This is a genomic window from Psychrobacter urativorans, from assembly GCF_904846695.1.
GTDB lineage: Bacteria > Pseudomonadota > Gammaproteobacteria > Pseudomonadales > Moraxellaceae > Psychrobacter > Psychrobacter urativorans.
The window spans coordinates 57739-77303 of record NZ_CAJHBR010000003.1 but is presented as its reverse complement, the minus strand read 5'-3'; the positions used below and the strand labels follow the sequence as shown (position 1 = coordinate 77303).

Here is a 19565-nt window from a genome sequence, read left to right as displayed (position 1 = left end):
GGTATGGGGCTGGTCATCATTGCAGTGCTGTTATTGGTATTGACCTATATTTACTACGCAAATTTTGTATAATTGACACACGGGTTAGCGCAAATAAACTAACTAACTAACTAACTAGGTAGGGCGTGTTGACTCTCCTAGTTCAGTCGGCATTCAACTCAACTGCTAGTTACTAGCTATGGATGCAACCGCATATTAAGTAACATTGAGAGTTGCTAATCAAATTCATCTTGGTATTATGATTAAAACCTAACTTAGGGTCAGCATGTTATTCCAAGCTATAAAGCGTTCGCGGCATTTTGTTTATAATATTCTGCAAAATGATGAACATGACACTTTGTTTAGTCGTTGTGTTGACTACTTTTTAATTTTATTAATTATGACTAATGTAGCGGCAGTCATTGCTGAGTCAGTCGATCAATGGTATTACCCTTACCAACAGTATTTCACTTGGTTTGAGCGCTTTTCTATCGTGGTTTTCTCCGTTGAATATCTATTGCGGTTATGGAGCGTTGCTGAAGCTAAACCTACCAACAGCACTTGGCGCCAACGTTGGCAATGGTTAAAGAGCCCATCAGCTTTAATCGATCTAATCGCTATTGCACCAGCATTCTTAAACTTCTTTGTCAGTATCGATTTAAGATTTTTACGTATACTACGCCTGTTCCGTATTCTCAAGCTTACCCGCTACTTTGCTTCGATGCGCATTTTATTGGTGGTCATTAGCAAAGAGAAGGGGTCTTTCCAAGCAGTTATTTTTATACTCCTCATTATGATAGTCACTGCTTCTAGTGGTATTTATTTAGTGGAGAATCATGCTCAGCCTGAAGAATTTGAATCGATACCCAAAGCTATGTGGTGGGCGGTGGTCACTTTGACTACAGTAGGCTATGGCGATGTGACTCCAATCACTAATGCGGGTAAGTTTTTAGGTGCTGTGATTACTATTTTGGGGGTAGGCTTAGCGGCATTACCGGCAGGTATTCTAGCTACTGGTCTCGCCAATGAGCTGGAGCAACGTCGCGATGAGATTGAGCAACAGTTTCGTGAGTTTTTAGTTGATGGTGATTTTGACTTAGTACAGAATCAGACTATGATTGATAAGATACGTCGTGATTTAGGGTTAGATAAAGAACAAGCGCAGGCAATCGTGCTGCAAGTACTACGTGAACAGGCGCTTGAACAACGCGAAAAAGAAGTACGTAAAAAGAATTTCTGTCCTCACTGTGGCGAGGGCTTAGACTAAGTCTTCTGGTCAGCAAGTAGCCGTTAGCATGTAGCGGTTAATAGCTTAGGATAAGTAGCTTAAGTAGCTTAAGTAGCTTAAGGAGCTTAAGTAGCCAGGGATAGGATATACAATAAAAAAGGGCTAGCTTCTACTCAATAGAAACTAGCCCTTTCGCTTTTCATAGTCTAATAATTTTCATAGTCTAATAATTTTTATAGTCTAATAATTTTTATAGTCTAATAATTTTTATAGTCTAATAATTTTTATAGTCTAATAATTTTTATAGTCCAATAATACGGTAGTCTAACTGATTGCTAACAGCTAATTGATCGATAAGCAAAAGTGATTATCTAGCTGATAGTGGTGAGAGCTGCACAGGCAAGGCACGTGCCAGCTCATGAGCGACTTGTTGTGCAGCGTCAGAGAGGTTTTTGGCTGGTAGGGGCAGGTTTTGTAAGGTTAAATGCCAATCATCTACTTCACGGCGCAAACTAGCTACCCATAAAGTATGACAGTCGGCAGGCAGCTGCTTTAAATTAACTTCAAAAGCACGATTGCCTTCATCATCGCTCAAATGGATTTCGCCAGCATGAACCCTTTTAAAGGCTTGCCCATAATAGGAGTTGGCAATCATGGCAATATTAGTGATATGAGCTGGTATTTTATCCAAATAAAGACGAATTTGTTCTTGGTCTAATGGAGCATCGTACAGCGCTTGCTGACCGCGATCTTTGCCGTTGAGACTATCGCCTTGGTGACGTACTGACTGTGCCTCATCACGCAGCTGTTTGAACCATACTAGATCTTTAATAGTGCACTTATCATCATAGAGCACACAAGCAATATCGAGATCTAACGCCCCTTGATTTTGCTTAAAACGTTTCATTTTATCTTTACCCTCAGGCTTAGGCGCAGAGAAGTCAAAATTCAACGAAAAAAACAAAGTTTTGGCAGTCAGACCAAGCGCAGACAAGCTATCTGATAATAAAGGTGAAGGAGTAGGGGTCGTCATAATATTCCTTGCTAAAGCTGATTTATTTTAGTTGCTATTGATTTTACTGAGTATTGATTTTACTGACTATTGATTTTAGTAGGGACTAGTATAGACAGGCATTTTTATAGAGAAGCTTTTAGTGCGCTGTTATTCTAGATCTATATCAGAGACCGCTTGATAAAGTAGTTGGGGCTTGGCGGCTAATAACCCTTTACCGAATCCACGTAGCCACCATACTAGCTGCGAGGTCAAATTGACGGTTGCTGTTATCGTCAGCGTATAGTCATCATTCATTGTCACCGTCTGATCATCGCTCAATTTACTTTCAGTCAGACTTCTACCAGCTTTTTGAGTAAAATGCAGCTCAATGGCGCTGTTCTTTCCGTGATCCGGTAACTGGCTAAGTAGAGGGTGGGTAAAGCCCATGCTGCCTGCATCTAAATAGCTATCTAATTGGAAGTTGTCAGGAGTTTTTGCTGCTGTTTCTAACAGCTCAACACTAGCAAAGCGGTGCAGAGCAAAAGTACGAATAATGGCTTCTGAATCATCAGTACGAGTAGCTAATAAGTAAATAATAACTCCGCGCTGAATAATAGCAATAGGATTGAGGGTATATTCGCTAGCTTGTGATTTATTGCTACGGGTATAACAAGCTTGAATCTGCAATTGGTAAAACAGCGCATGATAGATGTTATCTTTACTGTGCAAGTCTATATTCGGGGCAATCAGCGGTTGAGTAGCTGGTTCAATACGTACTCTATCAATCCAAGAATGGGTGACTTTACTGTTTTTGAGTTGTCGCCGCGCCAGATCAAACCAAGGAAATAGCTCATCTAAAATAGCGGGTGGTAATAACTGGGTAAGATTGGCCTCAACCATATTAAAAGCAACCGCTTGTGATAAGTTCATATGCGGTAGGCTCTGCAATGGAGCATCATCACACCAACGCCACCCTTGCGGATTGGCATTATTTTTTTCGATAGGAAAGCGTTTGGCTAAGGCGTTTAGGTCTCTTTGTACGGTGCGCAAACTGATATCAAAACCTGCCAACATAAGCTGCTCATAAACATGAGTAGTGCCTACCCAACGATTGCGCTGCAGCTGCGATAGCACTTGCCATTGACGGGCAGTAGTAGCGGCGCCATGGCGACTGGCAGCATCCTTGCGGCTATCACTATCTTTACTATTATTGGTACTGTCAGCACTAATAGAATTGCTATCTTGCTCAGTCATAAAAAGATTACCTTTATAGATTAATCTGGCTTAGCGCTAGATGATTTTATCAGCGCAGAAAATCTCAGTAGCGTCTAGGCTAGATTACTGACCTTTTAGCTTAAGCAGAAGTATTATCTGCATGGGGCTGTTTAGAGTGCATATTACCCTCATCATTCTCGGCTTTACCGTGGTTTTTTTGATCTAAGTCAACTGCTTTATCTTCAGGTTTTTTTTTAGACTTTTTCTTGTTTTTATCTTTTTTCTTTGCCGCTTTCTTTTTCTTAGACTTTTTATCTTCTAGATCATCGGTATTAGCGTTGGCTTGATTTTCATCCCATAACATCAAGCGCTGCAATACTTTACCAAATAAAGTCTCTTTACGATAGCGGCCTTTTTTGTTCATAGTATCGATAGGCAGTCCAGTCATTAGCGTCAGTGCTTCGCTAAGAGTATTGACCCCATAAACATAGAATTGTCCGGCTGCAACTGCCTCAATAATATCATCACGTAACATCAAGTGCTTGACGTTGGCCATTGGAATCACTACCCCTTGTTGACCAGTTAAGCTTTGCTCACGACAGGCATCGAAGAAGCCGGCGATCTTAGCATTAATGCCGCCAACCGCTTGAACTTCACCCAGCTGGTTCATCGAGCCAGTAATAGCAAAGGCTTGGTTAATAGGGACGTTGGCCAGTGCTGAGAGCAGGGCACAAGCTTCGCTAACCGTAGCGCTGTCACCATCGATATGAGCGTAACTTTGTTCAAAGGCTAAGGAGGCACTAAAATTCAACGCATGATGCTGACTGAACAAGGCACGCAGATAGCTAGTCATAATCAGCATACCTTTGGCATGCAAGCTGCCGCCCAGTTCGACATCACGCTCGATATCTAAAATATCACCAGTACCAATATTAGGCTGAATCAAGGCGGTCAAACGTGCGGGCATGCCAAATTCGCTATCAGCATAGCTGACTACGGTCAGCGCATTGACTTGTCCGACAGCTCCGCCATCAGTATTTATAAGTTGCTGACCGTTTTTGAGCTCCTGCCAATACAAGTCACGCAAGTATCCTGAGCGCTCATCCATATCAGCGATGGCTTGGATAACATGGCTAGCGGTGACTATCTCCTGATCTTGTAAGCGGGCATGGCGGTTAGACTCATGCAATAGCTTGATGAGACGATCACTATGTAGGCTCAAGCGGTTTTGGTCTTCAGCTTGTAAGCTTAAGTGCTCTAGTAAAGTAGCTTGTGCCTCACTATCAAAAGGGCAAAGGTCAGCATAATCAATAATATCAGCCATTTTAGCCACTAGCGCTAATTCGTGCTCGCTAGTACGGATGACATCATCATGGAAGTCAGCACGAATCTTAAACACCGCATCAAACTCAGGCTCAAGCTCTAATAACTCATAATATAAATCAGCTTCTCCTAACAGGATTACTTTTATATCAAGCTCAATAGGCGATGGTTCTAGCGATAAGCTACCAGTCAATGCCAGAATTTGTTCAAGGCTTGATAGTTTTATTTTACGAGTCTGCAAAGCACGCTTGAGCCCTTGCCAAGCATAAGGATGCTCAAGAACTTGGCTAGCTTCGAGTAATAAATAACCGCCATTAGCACGATGCAAAGCGCCAGCCCGTATCATACTGACATCAGTGATAACCGTCCCTGATTGTGTGACTTGCTCAACATGACCTAATAGATTGAGATGAGTGGGTAAGTTCTCAAAGATAACCGGTACACCCTCATCAGGCTGGTGACTGACCATAACGTTTACGGTATAACGGCTAGGCGTAGCCCCCAATACTGCTGCGACAAATTTCTCATCATCAGCATTAACGATACGCTCAACATGAGTAATCATATCGGCAAGCATCGTTTTTAAATAGTCTATTACTAGTGGCTGAGCCGAAAACTGCTCATAAAGAGGGGTGAATAGAGGCTCAAGAGCACGCTGCGCTATGTCATGATGTAGCGTTTCAATGCTAGCGTTGGCTTCATCTTCTAATTGCTCTAAAGTGATAGTCAGCTGACTAAGACGCTTTTGCATGTGGTTTTTTTGGACGAAGTTATCCAGCTTACTCTCGTAACTTTGCTCAGTTACTGACTCAGCAGTCATGGCATTGTCAGCTGCCGCGCTATCAGACGAAGTTGCTAGCTGGCTAGGATGGACAAAGACTGCTTTATTATCATAAGGTCGAAAGCTCAAGGTTAAGTCATAAGCTTTGCCTTCAGCATTGAGTGCCTCATAAGCTTGGCTTTCTTGCTGCTGGGAGGTATTGTTGATGGCTTCTATTTTACTTTGATAGTGATCACTACGGAAACGTTGATTCAAGCGTTTGCTGGCTTGTTGCCACAAGGTATTGACTTGCTGCTGTAATAGTATCCCTTGTCCGGTATGCAGTCGTAAGGCCAAAGGCTTACGTGGGTCAGTGAAGTTATGCACATAGACCCAATCATCAGGCGTTGGTGCATCACTAGCGATGCGTTGTAGCAAACGCGTGATAATAGTGCGCTTACCTAAGCCATTCTCACCAGCAGCGAACACATGATAGCCACTAGCATTAATATCTAAAGCTGTCCGTAAGGCTTTAATAGCACGCTGCTGACCAAAACCCACGTCTAGATCATCTGCCGTACGAGTGTCTGTCGGCAGTTGGCTGGGGTCAGTATAGCGTTTTAGATGCTCCTCTGAGATAAAGCAACGGTCATTGACTTCTGCCAAAATAGGATGCGGTAATGACTCAGCTGCCGAACTCACTTCAGCAGCTATAGTTTCTGTTATAGCTGTATCATTAGTGAGCCTATCATTAATATCAGTGTTAGCTGATGTTTGGGTAATCGCGGTGTAAGGCTGTTCAATCATAAGCGGTAAACTATCTCAAAATTTGTAAAGCTTAGTAGATAAAGCTTGCGTTGTTAAAGGTTAAAAGTCGTAGCATTAAACATTGAGTAAGTAAAACTACTATAGAGGCTAAAATCAGTAGGTCTACTAGTACGGTTTTTAGCTTGTAAAGAGGATTAAAACCGAATAAATCGTCAATCTAAGCGTAGATAGTATAAGATGTCGGACATTGAGGCAATCTGCAACTATTCAAGGGGCAGCCTGCATGATAAAATAGTCGGTTCACGTGTCAAAACAGGATAACTCGTTGTATGTCAGCTTCTGCTAATGGCGCTATTAAAAGCCCTTTTACACCCTCGAATAATACTACCAATCAAGCAGCGAGTCAGCAGGCCAACATGGCTATCGACACTACTGGGTTTGTAAAAATTGCTGCACAATTGCCTCATTTAGCTGATATATTAGCGCAAGCAATACAGTCGCTGGGTTTGTCATTAGACCATAATCAACAGCGTCAATTGTTATTGTACTTAGACCAGCTACTGTTATGGAACAAAGCTTATAATCTGACGGCTATTACTGAGCCTAAAGAGGCCTTAATTAAGCACGTTATCGATTGCTTGGCTATTATAACGCATTTGCCAGCTGGGGCTTTGTTGGATATCGGTACAGGCGCTGGACTACCAGCAGTTATTATTGCTATTTGTCAGCCTGAACGCCAGTGTAGCGCTCTTGATAGCAATCAAAAAAAGATTCGTTTTATTAAGCAAGTCAGTAGTGAGCTTGGTTTACATAATGTACAGCCAATTGCCGCACGTATTGAAGCCCATGAAGGACAATATGATGTAGTAACTTCTAGGGCTTTTGCTAGTTTGACTGATTTTGTATTGGCTGCTGAGCCAAAGCTAGCTGCAAGTGGTCATTTATGTGCTATGAAAGGTAAAGCGCCAACTATTGAAGAGTTGCAAGCGTTAGATCAACAGTGGCAAATTGATACGATTAAGTTAACGGTTCCTGGTTTAGATGACAGTCGGCATTTGATTGAACTATTTAAAATAGGCTAGCGTATGCTACTGCCTGTTTAATAGTTCGACTAACCAGCTTTTGCTGATAGCCCATTTTATAAGCTGTTTTTAACGTTAAAGTTAGGGTGATACTACTAAGTGCGCCGCTGTAGAGCAAGTATACTGCCGAGTAGAATAAACCTATTAATAATAAAACAGGCGCTAGTGATAAGCGCCAAATTAATCAAATTGAGTGAGTGTATGGAAATCATAGCAATTGCCAATCAAAAAGGCGGCGTTGGTAAGACCACAACGGCGGTAAATTTGACGGCCAGTTTGGCGGCCAAGCGCAAGCGTGTACTGCTGATTGACTTAGACCCACAAGGCAATGCAACCTCAGGGACAGGCTTGGACAAGAACGATTTGGAGCTGACTATAGCTGACGTTCTGCTCGATGGGGTTTCCTTGCAGCAAGCCACCGTCAGAAGTCCAGCAGGTTTCGATGTAATCGGTGCCAATCGTGAGCTGGCCGGTATGGATATTACCTTGATGGGGCAGACCAATAGTCACGAATTATTAAAGACAGCTATGCAGGTATTAGTAGCTGATCAACAGCAAGCGCAAAAAAAGGCCTATGATTATATTGTTATGGACTGTGCGCCCAGCTTGAACTTGTTGACTATTAACGCTTTGATTGCTACTGACAGCGTGATTATTCCGATGCAGTGCGAATATTATGCACTAGAAGGTTTAGCCGATCTATCGCAGACTATCGAGCGCTTGACAGAGCTGAACCCACCTCTATATATACGCGGTGTAGTCAGAACCTTATTTGATGCTCGTAACACTTTAGCCAACGATGTTTCTGCTGAGCTACAAGCCCATTTTGGCGATATTATGTACAAAACCCATATCCCAAGAAATATTCGTTTGGCAGAAGCGCCTGCCCATGGCATGCCGATATTGATGTTTGATAAAAGCTCAAAAGGGGCGATGGCCTATCAACAACTGGCAGCAGAAGTGATTAAGCAAAGCCCAAAAAAACCCGCTAAATAACGGATTAAGTGGCGAACATATTTAACAGTAACTACTGTAGTCATTAGTAAGCCGTTATTAACCAGCAAGCGGCTTTTATTTTAGTATTAAAGGATAGGTAATCATGGCGAAAAAACGAGGTTTGGCTGCCAATCGAGGTCTAGATGCCCTATTGGGATCAATCAAAAAAGAAAAGCAAATCACCGCCTCTGCTTTACGAGATGATAGGGTTGTGCATCATGACCTAGCAGTAGAAGAAACCTTGCCAGCTACAGCATTAAGTGTCTCGTCAGAGGCTATCGACTCTAAGCCTACTAAAGGTAGTAATGGGAGCGCTGAGCAGTCAGCCGTTGATACACTAAGTACTAAAACCGATAGTAAAACTGCAAAGGCGGCTAATCGCACTCGTACAGTACGTAATAGTGGTGCTAATAGTAAAACTAGCACTCTTAAAGTACGTAGTCAGATTGATACTGGCGCTAGTGAAGATCAGATCAGTCTGATACAGATTGATGTGATGAAGTTGCAAGCAGGGAAATACCAGCCCCGTCGTGATATGAGTGAGACTGCATTGGCAGAACTAGCTTCTTCTATTGAGCAGCATGGGGTGATGCAGCCTATTGTTATTCGACCATTGCTAGCAACTGAAGATAAAAGCACGGCTATAGTTACTCACGAAATTATTGCTGGTGAGCGGCGTTGGCGTGCAGCAAAAATGGCAGGTAAAGCGGTCATTCCAGCGATTGAACGAGCGTTGTCTGATGAGCTAGCTATTGCCTTAGCGTTGATTGAGAATATTCAGCGTGAAGATCTATCGGTGATTGAGCAAGCCGCTGCTCTGCAACGTTTCCATACAGAATTCGGCATGAGTCATGCGATGATTGCCGAAGTGGTTGGTAAAGCCCGCACTACAGTATCCAATCTACTACGCCTAAATCAGCTCCATGACACAGTTAAAGACCATTTAGCCAATAGCGCTTTAGATATGGGTCATGCTCGCACGCTATTGGCCCTATCCTCAGAACAACAACCGATTATTGCCCAGAAAATTATTGATGGTGGTATGACCGTTCGTGAAGCTGAAAAATTGGTTAAATCTATTTTACAACCTCCAGTAAAAGCTGATCTTGTGGCGGCAGTAGTAAGCCACGATGCTCAGCGTATGACTCAGCGTTTAACGGATGCGTTGGGAGCTGAAGTTAAGCTTAAACATAAAAAAGATGGTCAAGGTAGCGTAGAGATATTTTTCCATGATCAACAGCAATTAGTGGCTTTGATTGAACAGTTGGCGGCACAGCATTAAGCTTAATGATAAATATTTTGGCTAACAGATAGCCATCTCATCAGGCCCTAGTAATGGATGTGGCAGGCAAGCTAGGGTTTTTAAGCTTAAATAGTAGTGCGGTATGGCTATTGGCTAATTGATGCCATTATAAGCTCTAGTAAGCTACCGTAGAGCAGTATTAATTATCGGCACTGATGACTGATCATTGATGACTGTTCAACACCGCGTAGCCTTTATATATAATTGATATATGAATAGTAGCTGGCGCTAAATATTGTCAATAATCGTTATATTAAAGCAATATAGCGTAAATAGTGGAATGCTACAATCTAGTGCTTTTGCTAACTTTATGTCTTATAGTTTATTGGGTTAATCCTAGGCTATTAGTCATAATTTATTAATTGTATAAGTCACTCGCTATTGCTGTGGTTTGCATTGGACTAACCACCTTATATAAGTGAAAAACTCACAAAACATTATTTAAACTGAGGCTTCTATGAGCCAATCTTTGCAAGCTGATACAATCAAAACCTCTGCTAATAATCCGCAAGAGTCGGAATTACTGCTACCGTCCCCTCCTAAGCATAAAACTCTATTCCGTCTGCTAGCTTATCTAAAGCCCTACTGGTGGGCGCTAGCATTGACGATCATTGGTTTCGCTATCAATGCTGGTACTGAGATTTGGATTGCTAAACTATTACAATACATCACCGACGCCATTAATCAAAATGACCAAGCAAAACAAAATCTGTTTCCGCTGATTATTGTGCTGTTGTTCTTCGTACGGGGTGTGGGTAGCTTTTTGGGTAACTATTATACGGCTCTAGTGTCGCGTAACTTAGTCTATGAGCTGCGCGTGCAAGTATTTAATAAACTTTTGCGCTTACCTAGCTCATTTTATCTAGCCAATCCTTCTGGTACTATTTCCTCTAAACTTATCTTCGACGTTGAGCAAGTTACCGCAGCTAGTACTGACTCAATGAAGACTCTGCTACGTGATGGCTTGACAGTAGTAGCGTTGATTGGCTTTTTGCTATATAGCAACTGGCGTTTAACTCTAATTTTATTTTTAGTGTTACCGCCTATACTATGGCTTATTCGGGTTGCCTCAAAACGCTATTTGACCCTCTCAAAAGATATTCAACAGACAATGGGGGATGTCAGTCATATTACCAATGAGGTCGTCACGGGTTATCAAGTTGTCAAAAATTATGGCGGTCAAGCCTACGAAGCGCAACGTTTCGATAATACTTCTAAGCGCAACTTGCGCCAAGGTATGAAGATAGTGGTGACCAACAGTATCAACACCCCAGCTGTGCAGCTATTAATGGCGATAGCGATGTCGGTGGTGGTATGGTTAGCTTTGCGCCCTGCAGTGATTGATAATATCTCAGCAGGAGAATTCATCTCTTATATTGCTGCTGCAGGGCTACTTAGTAAGCCAGTACGCTCATTAACCGATATCAATCAAAAGCTGCAAAAAGGCCTCGCCGCTGGTGAGTCTATATTTGCGCTACTAGATGAGCCTGAAGAGCAAAACACTGGTGTACTCAGTCCGGTACTTTCTGGTGAGATTAAGCTGGATAAAGTCAGTTTGGTCTATCCCGATTCAACTGTTGCCTTACAAGATTTCAGCTTAGATATCCGTGCTGGCGAAACCATCGCGTTGGTGGGCCGAAGTGGTGCTGGCAAGTCCTCATTAGTTAATCTATTGACTCGTACCTTGGACACCACTTCAGGGCAGATCACTATGGATGGTATGGCTATTGAAGACATCACTTTGGAGAGCCTGCGCTCACAGATTGCTATGGTCAATCAACAAGTAGTATTATTTAATACTACGGTATTTAATAATATTGCTTATGGTAGTTTGGCCAGTAAGTCGCAAGCTGAGGTAGAACGAGCTGCCAAAGATGCCTTTGCTCATGACTTTATTACTAAGATGCCACAAGGCTATCAAAGTGAAATAGGTGCTGAAGGCCTACAGTTATCTGGTGGTCAGCGTCAGCGCTTATCTATTGCCCGTGCTTTGCTAAAAGACTCACCTATTCTCATATTAGATGAGGCTACTAGTGCTTTGGACAATGAGTCCGAGCATTATATTCAACAAGCCCTCGATAACGTTATGAAAGATCGTACCACTTTAGTGATTGCCCATCGTCTGACTACTATTGAGTCCGCCGATCGCATTGCCGTACTAGATAACGGTAGGATTGTGGAGATTGGTACTCATGACGAGCTATTACAGAATAAGAGTTACTATGCGCAGATGTATGAGCGTGACTTTAAGTAATGGCATAGTTCAGTAGTGAGTTAAGTAATAAACGCTGGCACAGTTAAAGGTTTATAACCATTAAATAGTGCGACAAAATATTAACTGAGCGACCAACCAACTGGATAATTGAGTGAGAGTTAGTAGATGAGTCTGGAGACGGCGATTACTAAGGCATGGCAACGTCAAGCGCTTTGGCTGTGGTTACTATTGCCCCTGAGTTGGCTGTATGGTTTGCTCAGTCTAATACGTCGTCAAGGCTATAAGCTTGGCTGGTTGCAAAGCTACCGTGCGCCTATTCCAGTAATGGTAATTGGTAATATTACTGTTGGCGGTAGTGGTAAGACTCCGCTCATTATGGCATTAGTTGATTATCTACAACAGCACAAGCTACGAGTGGGTGTGATCAGTCGTGGCTATGGTGGTGATAGTGATAAGATGCCAGCTCTAGTGACTAGGACTAGCTTGCCAAATGAAGTAGGGGATGAGCCTAGTTTAATCGTCAGTATGACTGGGGTGCCGATGGCGGTATGCCCGAATCGACAGCAAGCCATTGCTACTTTATTGCAAGCGCATCCTGACTTACAGCTGATAATCGCTGATGACGGTTTGCAGCATTATGCCTTGCAGCGAGATATAGAGTGGATAGTAGTCGATGTGGCTCGCGGCTTTGGCAATCAGCAGCTATTACCTACTGGGTTTTTGCGTGAGCCGCTGGCAAGGCTCAATGGGGCGACGGTTATTGAGCATAAAAAGCTCGATAGTGCTGACTCTGAGTTTGCCGCTCATCATCTAACTATGCAGTTGCAGCCGAATACTTTGCGGGCGTTGCGGGGCAGTTCAGTCGCTAATAATCGCAATGAGCAATCTTCTTCGCTGATAATACAGAGTGATGCGCCTGTAGCAGGTAGCACTGTACATGCGGTTAGTGGTATCGGCTATCCGCAGCGATTCTTTGCTACTGCTGAGAGCTTAGGGTTAGTAGTGATCGCTCACCCTTACCCTGACCACTATGACTTTGAGTTGGCAGATTTATTGCAGTATCAGCAGTATCCTATTATTGTCACTAGTAAGGATGCAGTAAAAATAAGCGTGCTCTTGGCCGATCAACTGAGTATGCCCGCCTCAACGGTAAGCAAAACTGACATTGAAGCTTTGCTTGCTAGAATTTGGGTATTACCAGTGACTGCTAAGCTATCGGCTAGTTGCTATGATGAGCTACAGCAGCAATTAAATAGTCTGGGGCTGAAGCTATAGTCAGTATTGATCGAAATGCAATGATTTATAATAGCTTGCTGCCACTATCATCATTTCAAAAAACAGATCTCAAAAAAATAGGATTCAATCATGTCGATCGTCTCATCGTCTGCTAAGACTCATATCGTCATTCCTGCGCGCTTTAAAAGTACTCGTCTACCTGGTAAGCCGTTATTAGCTATTCACGGTAAACCAATGATACTTTGGGTCGCTGAAAAAGCAAAAGCGGCAGATTTCGCTGATGACATGTGCATTGCTACTGATGACTTACGTATCGCTGAGGTTTGTCGTGATGCCGGGTTTGAAGTGGTGATGACTCGTAGTGACCATATATCTGGCACCGATCGTTTGGCAGAAGTGGCCGCTATAAAGGGTTGGGCACAGCAAGATATCGTCATCAACATGCAAGGCGATGAGCCTTTAGTACCCCCATCATTGTTGCAGCAAGTCAAAGATTTACTAGTACGAGATGAAGCTAGTGTTATGGCAACTTTGTATGAGCTTATTGAAGATAACGAAACCTTTAGACGACCTTCAGTAGTCAAAGTAGTAAGCGCGACTTACCCTAGTAGCTATCAGTCCGGAAATAGTCCTGATAGTAGTACTAACCGTACTGAGTGTCAGCGGGCACTGTACTTTAGCCGCGCCCCAATTCCTTGTGATCGTGATAGTGCTTTGGCAGAAAACCTACAAGTAACAGCAGCACCACAAAATGCTAAGCGTCATTTAGGCTTATATGCTTATCGAGTCAGCTTACTGCAGCAGTTTGTACATTGGCTACCTACCGCCTTAGAAACCCTAGAGAGCCTAGAGCAACTACGCGTTTTGGAGAATGGGGGCGCAATTGCTATCCAAGCAGCAACCCTCAAGCTGCCAGCAGGAGTAGATACTCAGGAAGATTTAGAACGCTTAAATGCTATGAGTTTAGCTGACTTTAAAGACTATACTGGCCAGTAAATAGCCTAAGCAAATATCTGCTTTATTATAAATACTAGTATTTAAGAACATCACTATAAACATTAATACTAGCCAAAAATGATAGTAGTCAGCGGCGCAATATATTTTGTATTTAGCTAGATTAAAAGAATAAAGGGATATCAAGCGTGGACGAGATTACCGACGACATTTATTTTGCAGAGCTATTACCTTGGCAACACCAATTATGGCAGCAAATAACAGCACGAGTGTTGTCGCCATCATCATCTTTACCACATGCCTTATTAGCGGCTGGCATGCAAGGTATGGGCAAGCGCGCTTTTGTCTGGCGATTAGTGGCTTGGCTATTATGTCGAGAGCGTGATCAACATCCAGCTGGCGCTTGTGGTCATTGTGTCAGTTGCCAGTGGCTCAGATCAGGTACCCATCCAAGCTTACAAGTACTGCCATTAACGCAAATGCCTATTAGTGTGGCGAGCGCCAACAGCAGTCAAGCCGCTGAGCTGGCAACTAAAACCGGCAAAAAGTCGGCCAAAGCGATTGCTAAAGCTTCCTTCACCATAAAAATTGACGATATTCGTGCCTTGCAACCTTTTATCTATCAAGGTGGGCAGGGTATACGTATTTGTGTCTTAGATTATGCCGAACAGATGACTATTGCTGCTGCTAATGCTCTACTAAAAACCCTTGAGGAACCCCAAGCGCAAGTGCATTTGTTCCTAATCAGTGATACGCCAACTCAGCTGCTACCTACTATTAAGAGTCGGGTGCAGCAGCTGCCATTGCAACAAATAGAAGCTAGCGCTGCCCAGCATTATGTTACCCAAGCTCTAGGTAGCACTATTAACCGTGAAGCTATTGGATCTTCGCAAATAGCGCAGTTATTGCAGTTGGCTAATGGCGCTCCGTTAGCAGCAATAGATTTAGCGCAAGCCGCTTGGTATAGTAAGCGCGCGCTTTGGCTAACCACATGGCAAGCCTTACGTAGTGGCAAACGTAGCGCTATAGCAGCTAGTGATTACTGGCAGAGTCAGCTGGATATAGCTGATTTTATAAAGTTGACTGAAATGATGATATTGGATATTCAGCGGGTCTGTTTAGGGCTAACAAGCAGTCAGCAAGATATAGAGTTGCCAAAAGCTATCACCACTTATCAGCCTAGTGAGGCTGCGCTTGAAGCTATGCTGTACCAACTACAGCAAGTGAAGATAGCTCTACAACAAAATGTGCAAGAAAAATTCGCCTATGATAAGCTGATGCAGCAGTTAGCACAGTTATAAGCTTATCTATGCTAGTTAAGCACAGCAGTAACTAAGTATTTTAATGATTAAGGCTGGTCATAAACCAAGCTTAAACCTATCTTTTATATTAGGAGCTAACGATGGTAATGCCAAGTCGCGGTGGAATTCTTAGTTGTCATATTACAGATATAGCAATGCTGTATGCCAGCTACTTATCTTTTGTAGATAATGGAGCATTATTTGTAGTAAGCGAGCGCATTCAGCAATTGGGTGATGAAGTATTTGTTGCCGTGACACTACCTAATTCTAGTGAGCGGTTGCCGATGAATGGCAAAGTGGTTTGGCTTAATCGTAAGGCTCAGGCCAATCGTCCGGCAGGTTTTGCGGTACAAATAGGCAAAGATGTTAGTGGCCAGAAGATCAAAAACGAAGTTGAGCGTTTGCTGGCCGGTAAACTTGATAGCCAGCAAGCGACTTATACTATGTGATTGCTAATTGCTGACTAGTAGTCCTAGCTATCAGTGCTAAATATTACATAGCTGCTAAATACCAGTTAGTTCCTCAATGTATAAGTTAGTATGGGCACTATGATTTACAGCTTAGCAGCTATTATTTCTTTTACTTAAATGATGGGAAAATAATAGCTGTTTTATTGGCTAAAAATGCTAATAGCGTGGAGGTACATACATATCATCAGGAATAGGCTCACGATAGTATTCATCATCACGCTTGCGTTCAGGCAGTTGAACTTCATCACGAGGGACATCGTCATAAGGTATCTGCTCTAGTAGATGAGCAATACAATTAAGACGGGCACGTTTTTTATTATTACCCTCGACTACCCACCATGGAGCTTCTGGAATATGGGTACGCTCAAACATAGTCTCCTTAGCTTTAGTATAATCTTCCCAACGCCGACGAGATTGTAAGTCCATCGCTGACAGTTTCCACTGTTTAAGAGGATCATGAATACGACTCATAAAGCGTGAATGTTGCTCATCATCAGTGATCGAAAACCAATACTTGACTAAGCGTATACCTGAACGTACTAGCATGCGCTCAAATTCTGGCACCGACTGAAAAAACTCCTCATACTGTGCATCGGTACAAAAGCCCATCACTCGTTCAACACCTACGCGGTTATACCAGCTGCGATCAAATAATACAATTTCACCGGCCGCTGGTAAATGAGCAACATAACGCTGAAAATACCATTGGGTTTGCTCACGTTCGGTAGGGGCGGGCAAAGCTGCGACTCTACAAACACGTGGGTTTAAGCGCTGAGTGATACGTTTGATAGCACCGCCTTTACCAGCTGAATCACGTCCTTCAAAGATTACTACAATACGCTCACCGCGATCAACTACCCAATCTTGTAGTTTTATCAGCTCGCGCTGTAGGCGCACTAACTGTTGAAAATAAGTTCGGCGATCAAGCTTTTCTTGTTCAGTCATCACTAGCCCATCAAAACGAGAGTCATTTATGTAGTCATCTATCTCGTTTTCGAGCTCTTCATCATAATCATCGATCAAATCCTGATGCATCTTACGGCGTAGCTCATCATCAAAAACTTCCTTATCCATTCGTTCAATAAAGTTATCACATTCAGCGGCGCTTAGTTCGCTAAGCTCTTGTACGGTCAATGATTTTGGATCAATGGATGAGGGTATCTTAGCCATAATAAACTCCTAATAGCGGACTTAGACTTAGTCTATGGTTTTCAGCTCTACTTATATAGTATACCTTCAAAGCTGCTGTGTAATAAGCGCTTGTCTGTTAACGCCTAATTAGTATAACCATCAAGCGATGACAGCTTCAACCGTAGACAAAAAAATACCCTCTAATCAGGCGATTAAAGGGTAAATAACAGTAGGCGAATATTCTATCTTAAAAGCTTACTTCTCTAAGATACAAGTAACTCCTTGGCCACCAGCAGCGCAGATTGAGATTAGCGCACGGCCTGAGCCTTTTTGATCAAGTAGCTTAGCAGCAGTGGCTAATATACGACCACCCGTAGCGGCAAAAGGATGTCCGGCAGCAAGTGATGAGCCGTTAACGTTTAGTTTGCTACGGTCTATCGAGCCTAAAGGTGCATCAAGACCTAAGCGCTGTTTACAGAAGCTTTCATCTTCCCAAGCTGCCATAGTAGACAATACTTGTGAGGCAAAGGCTTCATGGATCTCATAGAAGTCAAAATCTTGTAGAGTCAGACCTGCACGCTCAAGCATACGTGGCACTGCATAGGCAGGAGCCATCAATAAGCCTTCTTTATCACCAGATTTACCGATGAAATCTACCGCTGCGGTCTCTTGATGAACGATATAAGCTAACGGCTTAAGTCCACGCTCTTTAGCCCAATCTTCGTTAGATAATAGTACACAAGAAGCACCATCAGTTAATGGGGTTGAGTTGGCCGCTGTCATAGTTGGATTGGCATTGTTCTTACCAAAGGCTGGCTTCAATTTACCCAGTTTTTCTATAGTTGAATCGGGACGTAAGTTATTATCACGAGTTAAGCCCTTATAAGGCGTTAATAAATCGTCAAAGAAACCTTCATCGTAAGCACGTGCTAAGTTTTTATGACTGTTAAAGGCTAGCTCATCTTGGTCTTCGCGGCTGATATTCCACTCAAGCGTAGTAATCGCTTGATGGTCGCCCATAGATAGGCCCGTACGTGGCTCACCATTTTGTGGCGCATCGATTAAATCTTTCGGATCAAACTTGCTTAATGCTTGAAGACGCTGCTTCATATTTTTGGCAGAGCCCAGCTTTAGTAGGACTTTACGCAAGCCATCACCAATAGCAATAGGGGCATCTGAGGTAGTATCCACACCGCCAGTGATGGCTGAATCGATGATACCCAAAGCAATTTTGTTCGCTGAAGCGAAGGTTGCTTGTACGCCTGTACCACAAGCTTGTGAGATGTCATAAGCAGGTGTTTGTGGATTTAATGCGGTATTTAGGGCGGCTTCGCGAGTCAAGTTAATATCACGGCTAAGCTTAATGACTGCCCCAGCAACTACTTCACCTAATAACTCATCTTGTAAGTTATAACGCTCGATTAAGCCGTTAAAGGCCGCAGTAAGCATATCAGTATTACTAGCCTCTGAATAAGCACCATTAGAGCGTGCGAAAGGAATACGGTTACCACCTAAGATAGCTACACGATGCTGGCCTGAGACCACTTTTGCAGTGCTTTTCTTAGCGGCAGGGCTCTTAGTAGCCGTACTTTTATCCGTAGCACTTTCCTCAGTAGAACGCTTAGTCGCAGAACTATCAGTAGCGGTAGTTTTTTGTTGCTTGCTATCGTCTTTTTGTTCTGGTTTCGGCTCTGCTTTCTCTGCTGGTTTCGGCTCTTCTTTACTATCGCTAGCTTTTTTTAGTTGTTTTTCATCATTGCTGTTACTGTCAGGTTTTGCACTGGCTTTTTTATCAGCATCTACTGTATCAGTGGTTTGACTATCTTTGTCAGTGTCAGTTGCGCTTGATTTCGCTGCTTTATTAACACTCTCAACAGCAGTATTTTGTTCAAGCTCTTTAGCTTCACTGATCAATTGGTCTTTTAGTTTGGCTTTTTTAGCCGCTTGATCACTTTCAGCAGTTTCTTGCACCGGTTTGCCAACAGCATCAACAATATCAGTAGCTTTTTTGAGTTCAGCAATAGAGTCGTAATGGGCGCTATTATCTTTATCTTCAGTTTTTGGGGTAGTAACCGTTTTACTAGCAGTAGCTACGGCCCCTTTTTTTACTACGGTACTGTCGATGACTGGACTGTCTTTTGGGTTACTCATAATAGGTTCCTTAGGTATATAGATATAGTTAATTGTACAAAGTTAAAAAATGCAGGCTGTATATCAGGTCATACAAAAAATATATAAAGCTACTAAGTCATGCGCTATGCTTCTAGTTTTATAAAGTAAACAGTAGTATAGATAAGGGCGCTACGCTTAGCATTATAAATCAACTGGTCAACAGTAAGTTGCTAGCATCAAGCCATTAAGTATCCAGTAGGTATCCAATATTTTGCTTTGCATATCATTAATAGTAAACCAAAGATGGCTTGTTAAAAACGTTCATAAGCCAAAATAAACATAATAGTCGGATTAATGGAATAGCAAACGTTGAGCAGCACTAATAATGGTGAATATTATAGTTGCCTATAATAATAAGTTTTTATCATGCTATTGTAGGTCTTTAGCAAATCGAGTAACGGCTGTAGTGCTGTAAGTAACCATAAATTAACACTGCAA

Annotated in this window: 13 protein-coding genes and 1 pseudogene; 9 read left to right on the top strand and 5 right to left on the bottom strand. The window is 42.7% G+C overall.

Annotation, left to right across the window (positions count from 1 at the left end):
* Positions 1 to 265: 265 nt before the first annotated feature.
* Positions 266 to 1246 (top strand): ion transporter, encoded by a 981-nt coding sequence (locus JMY09_RS03625; protein WP_201622231.1) that lies wholly within the window; start codon positions 266 to 268, stop codon positions 1244 to 1246.
* 328 nt (positions 1247 to 1574) lie between these two features.
* On the opposite strand, the gene JMY09_RS03620 is transcribed toward JMY09_RS03625, so the two are convergent.
* From JMY09_RS03620 to JMY09_RS03610, 3 genes are all read right to left on the bottom strand, one after another.
* Entirely contained in the window at positions 1575 to 2240 is a 666-nt protein-coding gene (locus JMY09_RS03620; protein WP_201622230.1) for a TerD family protein, read from the bottom strand.
* Positions 2241 to 2369: 129 nt separating this feature from the next.
* Positions 2370 to 3455, bottom strand: a complete 1086-nt coding sequence (locus JMY09_RS03615; RefSeq protein WP_201622229.1) for a helix-turn-helix transcriptional regulator — start codon at positions 3453 to 3455, stop codon at positions 2370 to 2372.
* A 100-nt stretch (positions 3456 to 3555) separates the two neighbouring features.
* On the bottom strand, positions 3556 to 6306 hold the full coding sequence (locus JMY09_RS03610) for an ATP-binding protein (RefSeq protein WP_201622228.1): 2751 nt from the start codon (positions 6304 to 6306) through the stop codon (positions 3556 to 3558).
* A 377-nt stretch (positions 6307 to 6683) separates the two neighbouring features.
* Here JMY09_RS03610 and rsmG point away from each other — a divergent pair, with 377 nt between their 5' ends.
* The 8 genes from rsmG to JMY09_RS03570 all read left to right on the top strand — a co-directional run bounded on the left by rsmG (position 6684) and on the right by JMY09_RS03570 (position 15803).
* Positions 6684 to 7349, top strand: a complete 666-nt coding sequence (rsmG, locus tag JMY09_RS03605; protein WP_201622371.1) for a 16S rRNA (guanine(527)-N(7))-methyltransferase RsmG — start codon at positions 6684 to 6686, stop codon at positions 7347 to 7349.
* 201 nt (positions 7350 to 7550) lie between these two features.
* On the top strand, positions 7551 to 8345 hold the full coding sequence (locus tag JMY09_RS03600) for a ParA family protein (RefSeq protein ID WP_201622227.1): 795 nt from the start codon (positions 7551 to 7553) through the stop codon (positions 8343 to 8345).
* 103 nt (positions 8346 to 8448) lie between these two features.
* Positions 8449 to 9627: a ParB/RepB/Spo0J family partition protein gene (locus JMY09_RS03595; protein ID WP_201622226.1), complete on the top strand. Its 1179-nt coding sequence runs from the start codon at positions 8449 to 8451 to the stop codon at positions 9625 to 9627.
* Positions 9628 to 10105: 478 nt separating this feature from the next.
* Complete coding sequence (msbA, locus tag JMY09_RS03590; RefSeq protein WP_201622225.1) at positions 10106 to 11902, top strand: lipid A export permease/ATP-binding protein MsbA; 1797 nt, start codon at positions 10106 to 10108, stop codon at positions 11900 to 11902.
* A gap of 126 nt (positions 11903 to 12028) precedes the next feature.
* A complete protein-coding gene (gene lpxK, locus JMY09_RS03585) occupies positions 12029 to 13138 on the top strand; it encodes a tetraacyldisaccharide 4'-kinase (protein ID WP_201622224.1) in 1110 nt (369 codons plus the stop codon).
* Positions 13139 to 13228: 90 nt separating this feature from the next.
* Entirely contained in the window at positions 13229 to 14095 is an 867-nt protein-coding gene (gene kdsB / locus JMY09_RS03580) for a 3-deoxy-manno-octulosonate cytidylyltransferase (RefSeq protein ID WP_201622223.1), read from the top strand.
* Between the two features lie 137 nt (positions 14096 to 14232).
* Complete coding sequence (locus tag JMY09_RS03575; RefSeq protein WP_379606728.1) at positions 14233 to 15354, top strand: DNA polymerase III subunit delta'; 1122 nt, start codon at positions 14233 to 14235, stop codon at positions 15352 to 15354.
* A gap of 101 nt (positions 15355 to 15455) precedes the next feature.
* Positions 15456 to 15803 (top strand): PilZ domain-containing protein, encoded by a 348-nt coding sequence (locus JMY09_RS03570; protein WP_201622222.1) that lies wholly within the window; start codon positions 15456 to 15458, stop codon positions 15801 to 15803.
* Positions 15804 to 15980: 177 nt separating this feature from the next.
* Here the strand turns inward: JMY09_RS03570 and ppk2 are convergent, their stop codons facing one another.
* The gene (ppk2, locus tag JMY09_RS03565; RefSeq protein ID WP_256932777.1) at positions 15981 to 16994 is read right to left on the bottom strand and encodes a polyphosphate kinase 2; all 1014 of its coding nucleotides are present in this window, start codon (positions 16992 to 16994) and stop codon (positions 15981 to 15983) included.
* A gap of 216 nt (positions 16995 to 17210) precedes the next feature.
* Positions 17211 to 18551 (bottom strand): annotated as a pseudogene (locus JMY09_RS03560) (acetyl-CoA C-acetyltransferase); the annotation flags it as partial.
* Positions 18552 to 19565: the final 1014 nt, after the last annotated feature.

Excerpts from the sequence above, each read along its gene's own strand:
- JMY09_RS03625 (WP_201622231.1), top strand. The coding sequence starts at position 266 with ATGTTATTCCAAGCTATAAAGCGTTCGCGGCATTTTGTTTATAATATT.
- JMY09_RS03620 (WP_201622230.1), bottom strand. The coding sequence starts at position 2,240 with ATGACGACCCCTACTCCTTCACCTTTATTATCAGATAGCTTGTCTGCG.
- JMY09_RS03615 (WP_201622229.1), bottom strand. The coding sequence starts at position 3,455 with ATGACTGAGCAAGATAGCAATTCTATTAGTGCTGACAGTACCAATAAT.
- JMY09_RS03610 (WP_201622228.1), bottom strand. The coding sequence starts at position 6,306 with ATGATTGAACAGCCTTACACCGCGATTACCCAAACATCAGCTAACACT.
- rsmG (WP_201622371.1), top strand. The coding sequence starts at position 6,684 with ATGGCTATCGACACTACTGGGTTTGTAAAAATTGCTGCACAATTGCCT.
- JMY09_RS03600 (WP_201622227.1), top strand. The coding sequence starts at position 7,551 with ATGGAAATCATAGCAATTGCCAATCAAAAAGGCGGCGTTGGTAAGACC.
- JMY09_RS03595 (WP_201622226.1), top strand. The coding sequence starts at position 8,449 with ATGGCGAAAAAACGAGGTTTGGCTGCCAATCGAGGTCTAGATGCCCTA.
- msbA (WP_201622225.1), top strand. The coding sequence starts at position 10,106 with ATGAGCCAATCTTTGCAAGCTGATACAATCAAAACCTCTGCTAATAAT.
- lpxK (WP_201622224.1), top strand. The coding sequence starts at position 12,029 with ATGAGTCTGGAGACGGCGATTACTAAGGCATGGCAACGTCAAGCGCTT.
- kdsB (WP_201622223.1), top strand. The coding sequence starts at position 13,229 with ATGTCGATCGTCTCATCGTCTGCTAAGACTCATATCGTCATTCCTGCG.
- JMY09_RS03570 (WP_201622222.1), top strand. The coding sequence starts at position 15,456 with ATGGTAATGCCAAGTCGCGGTGGAATTCTTAGTTGTCATATTACAGAT.
- ppk2 (WP_256932777.1), bottom strand. The coding sequence starts at position 16,994 with ATGGCTAAGATACCCTCATCCATTGATCCAAAATCATTGACCGTACAA.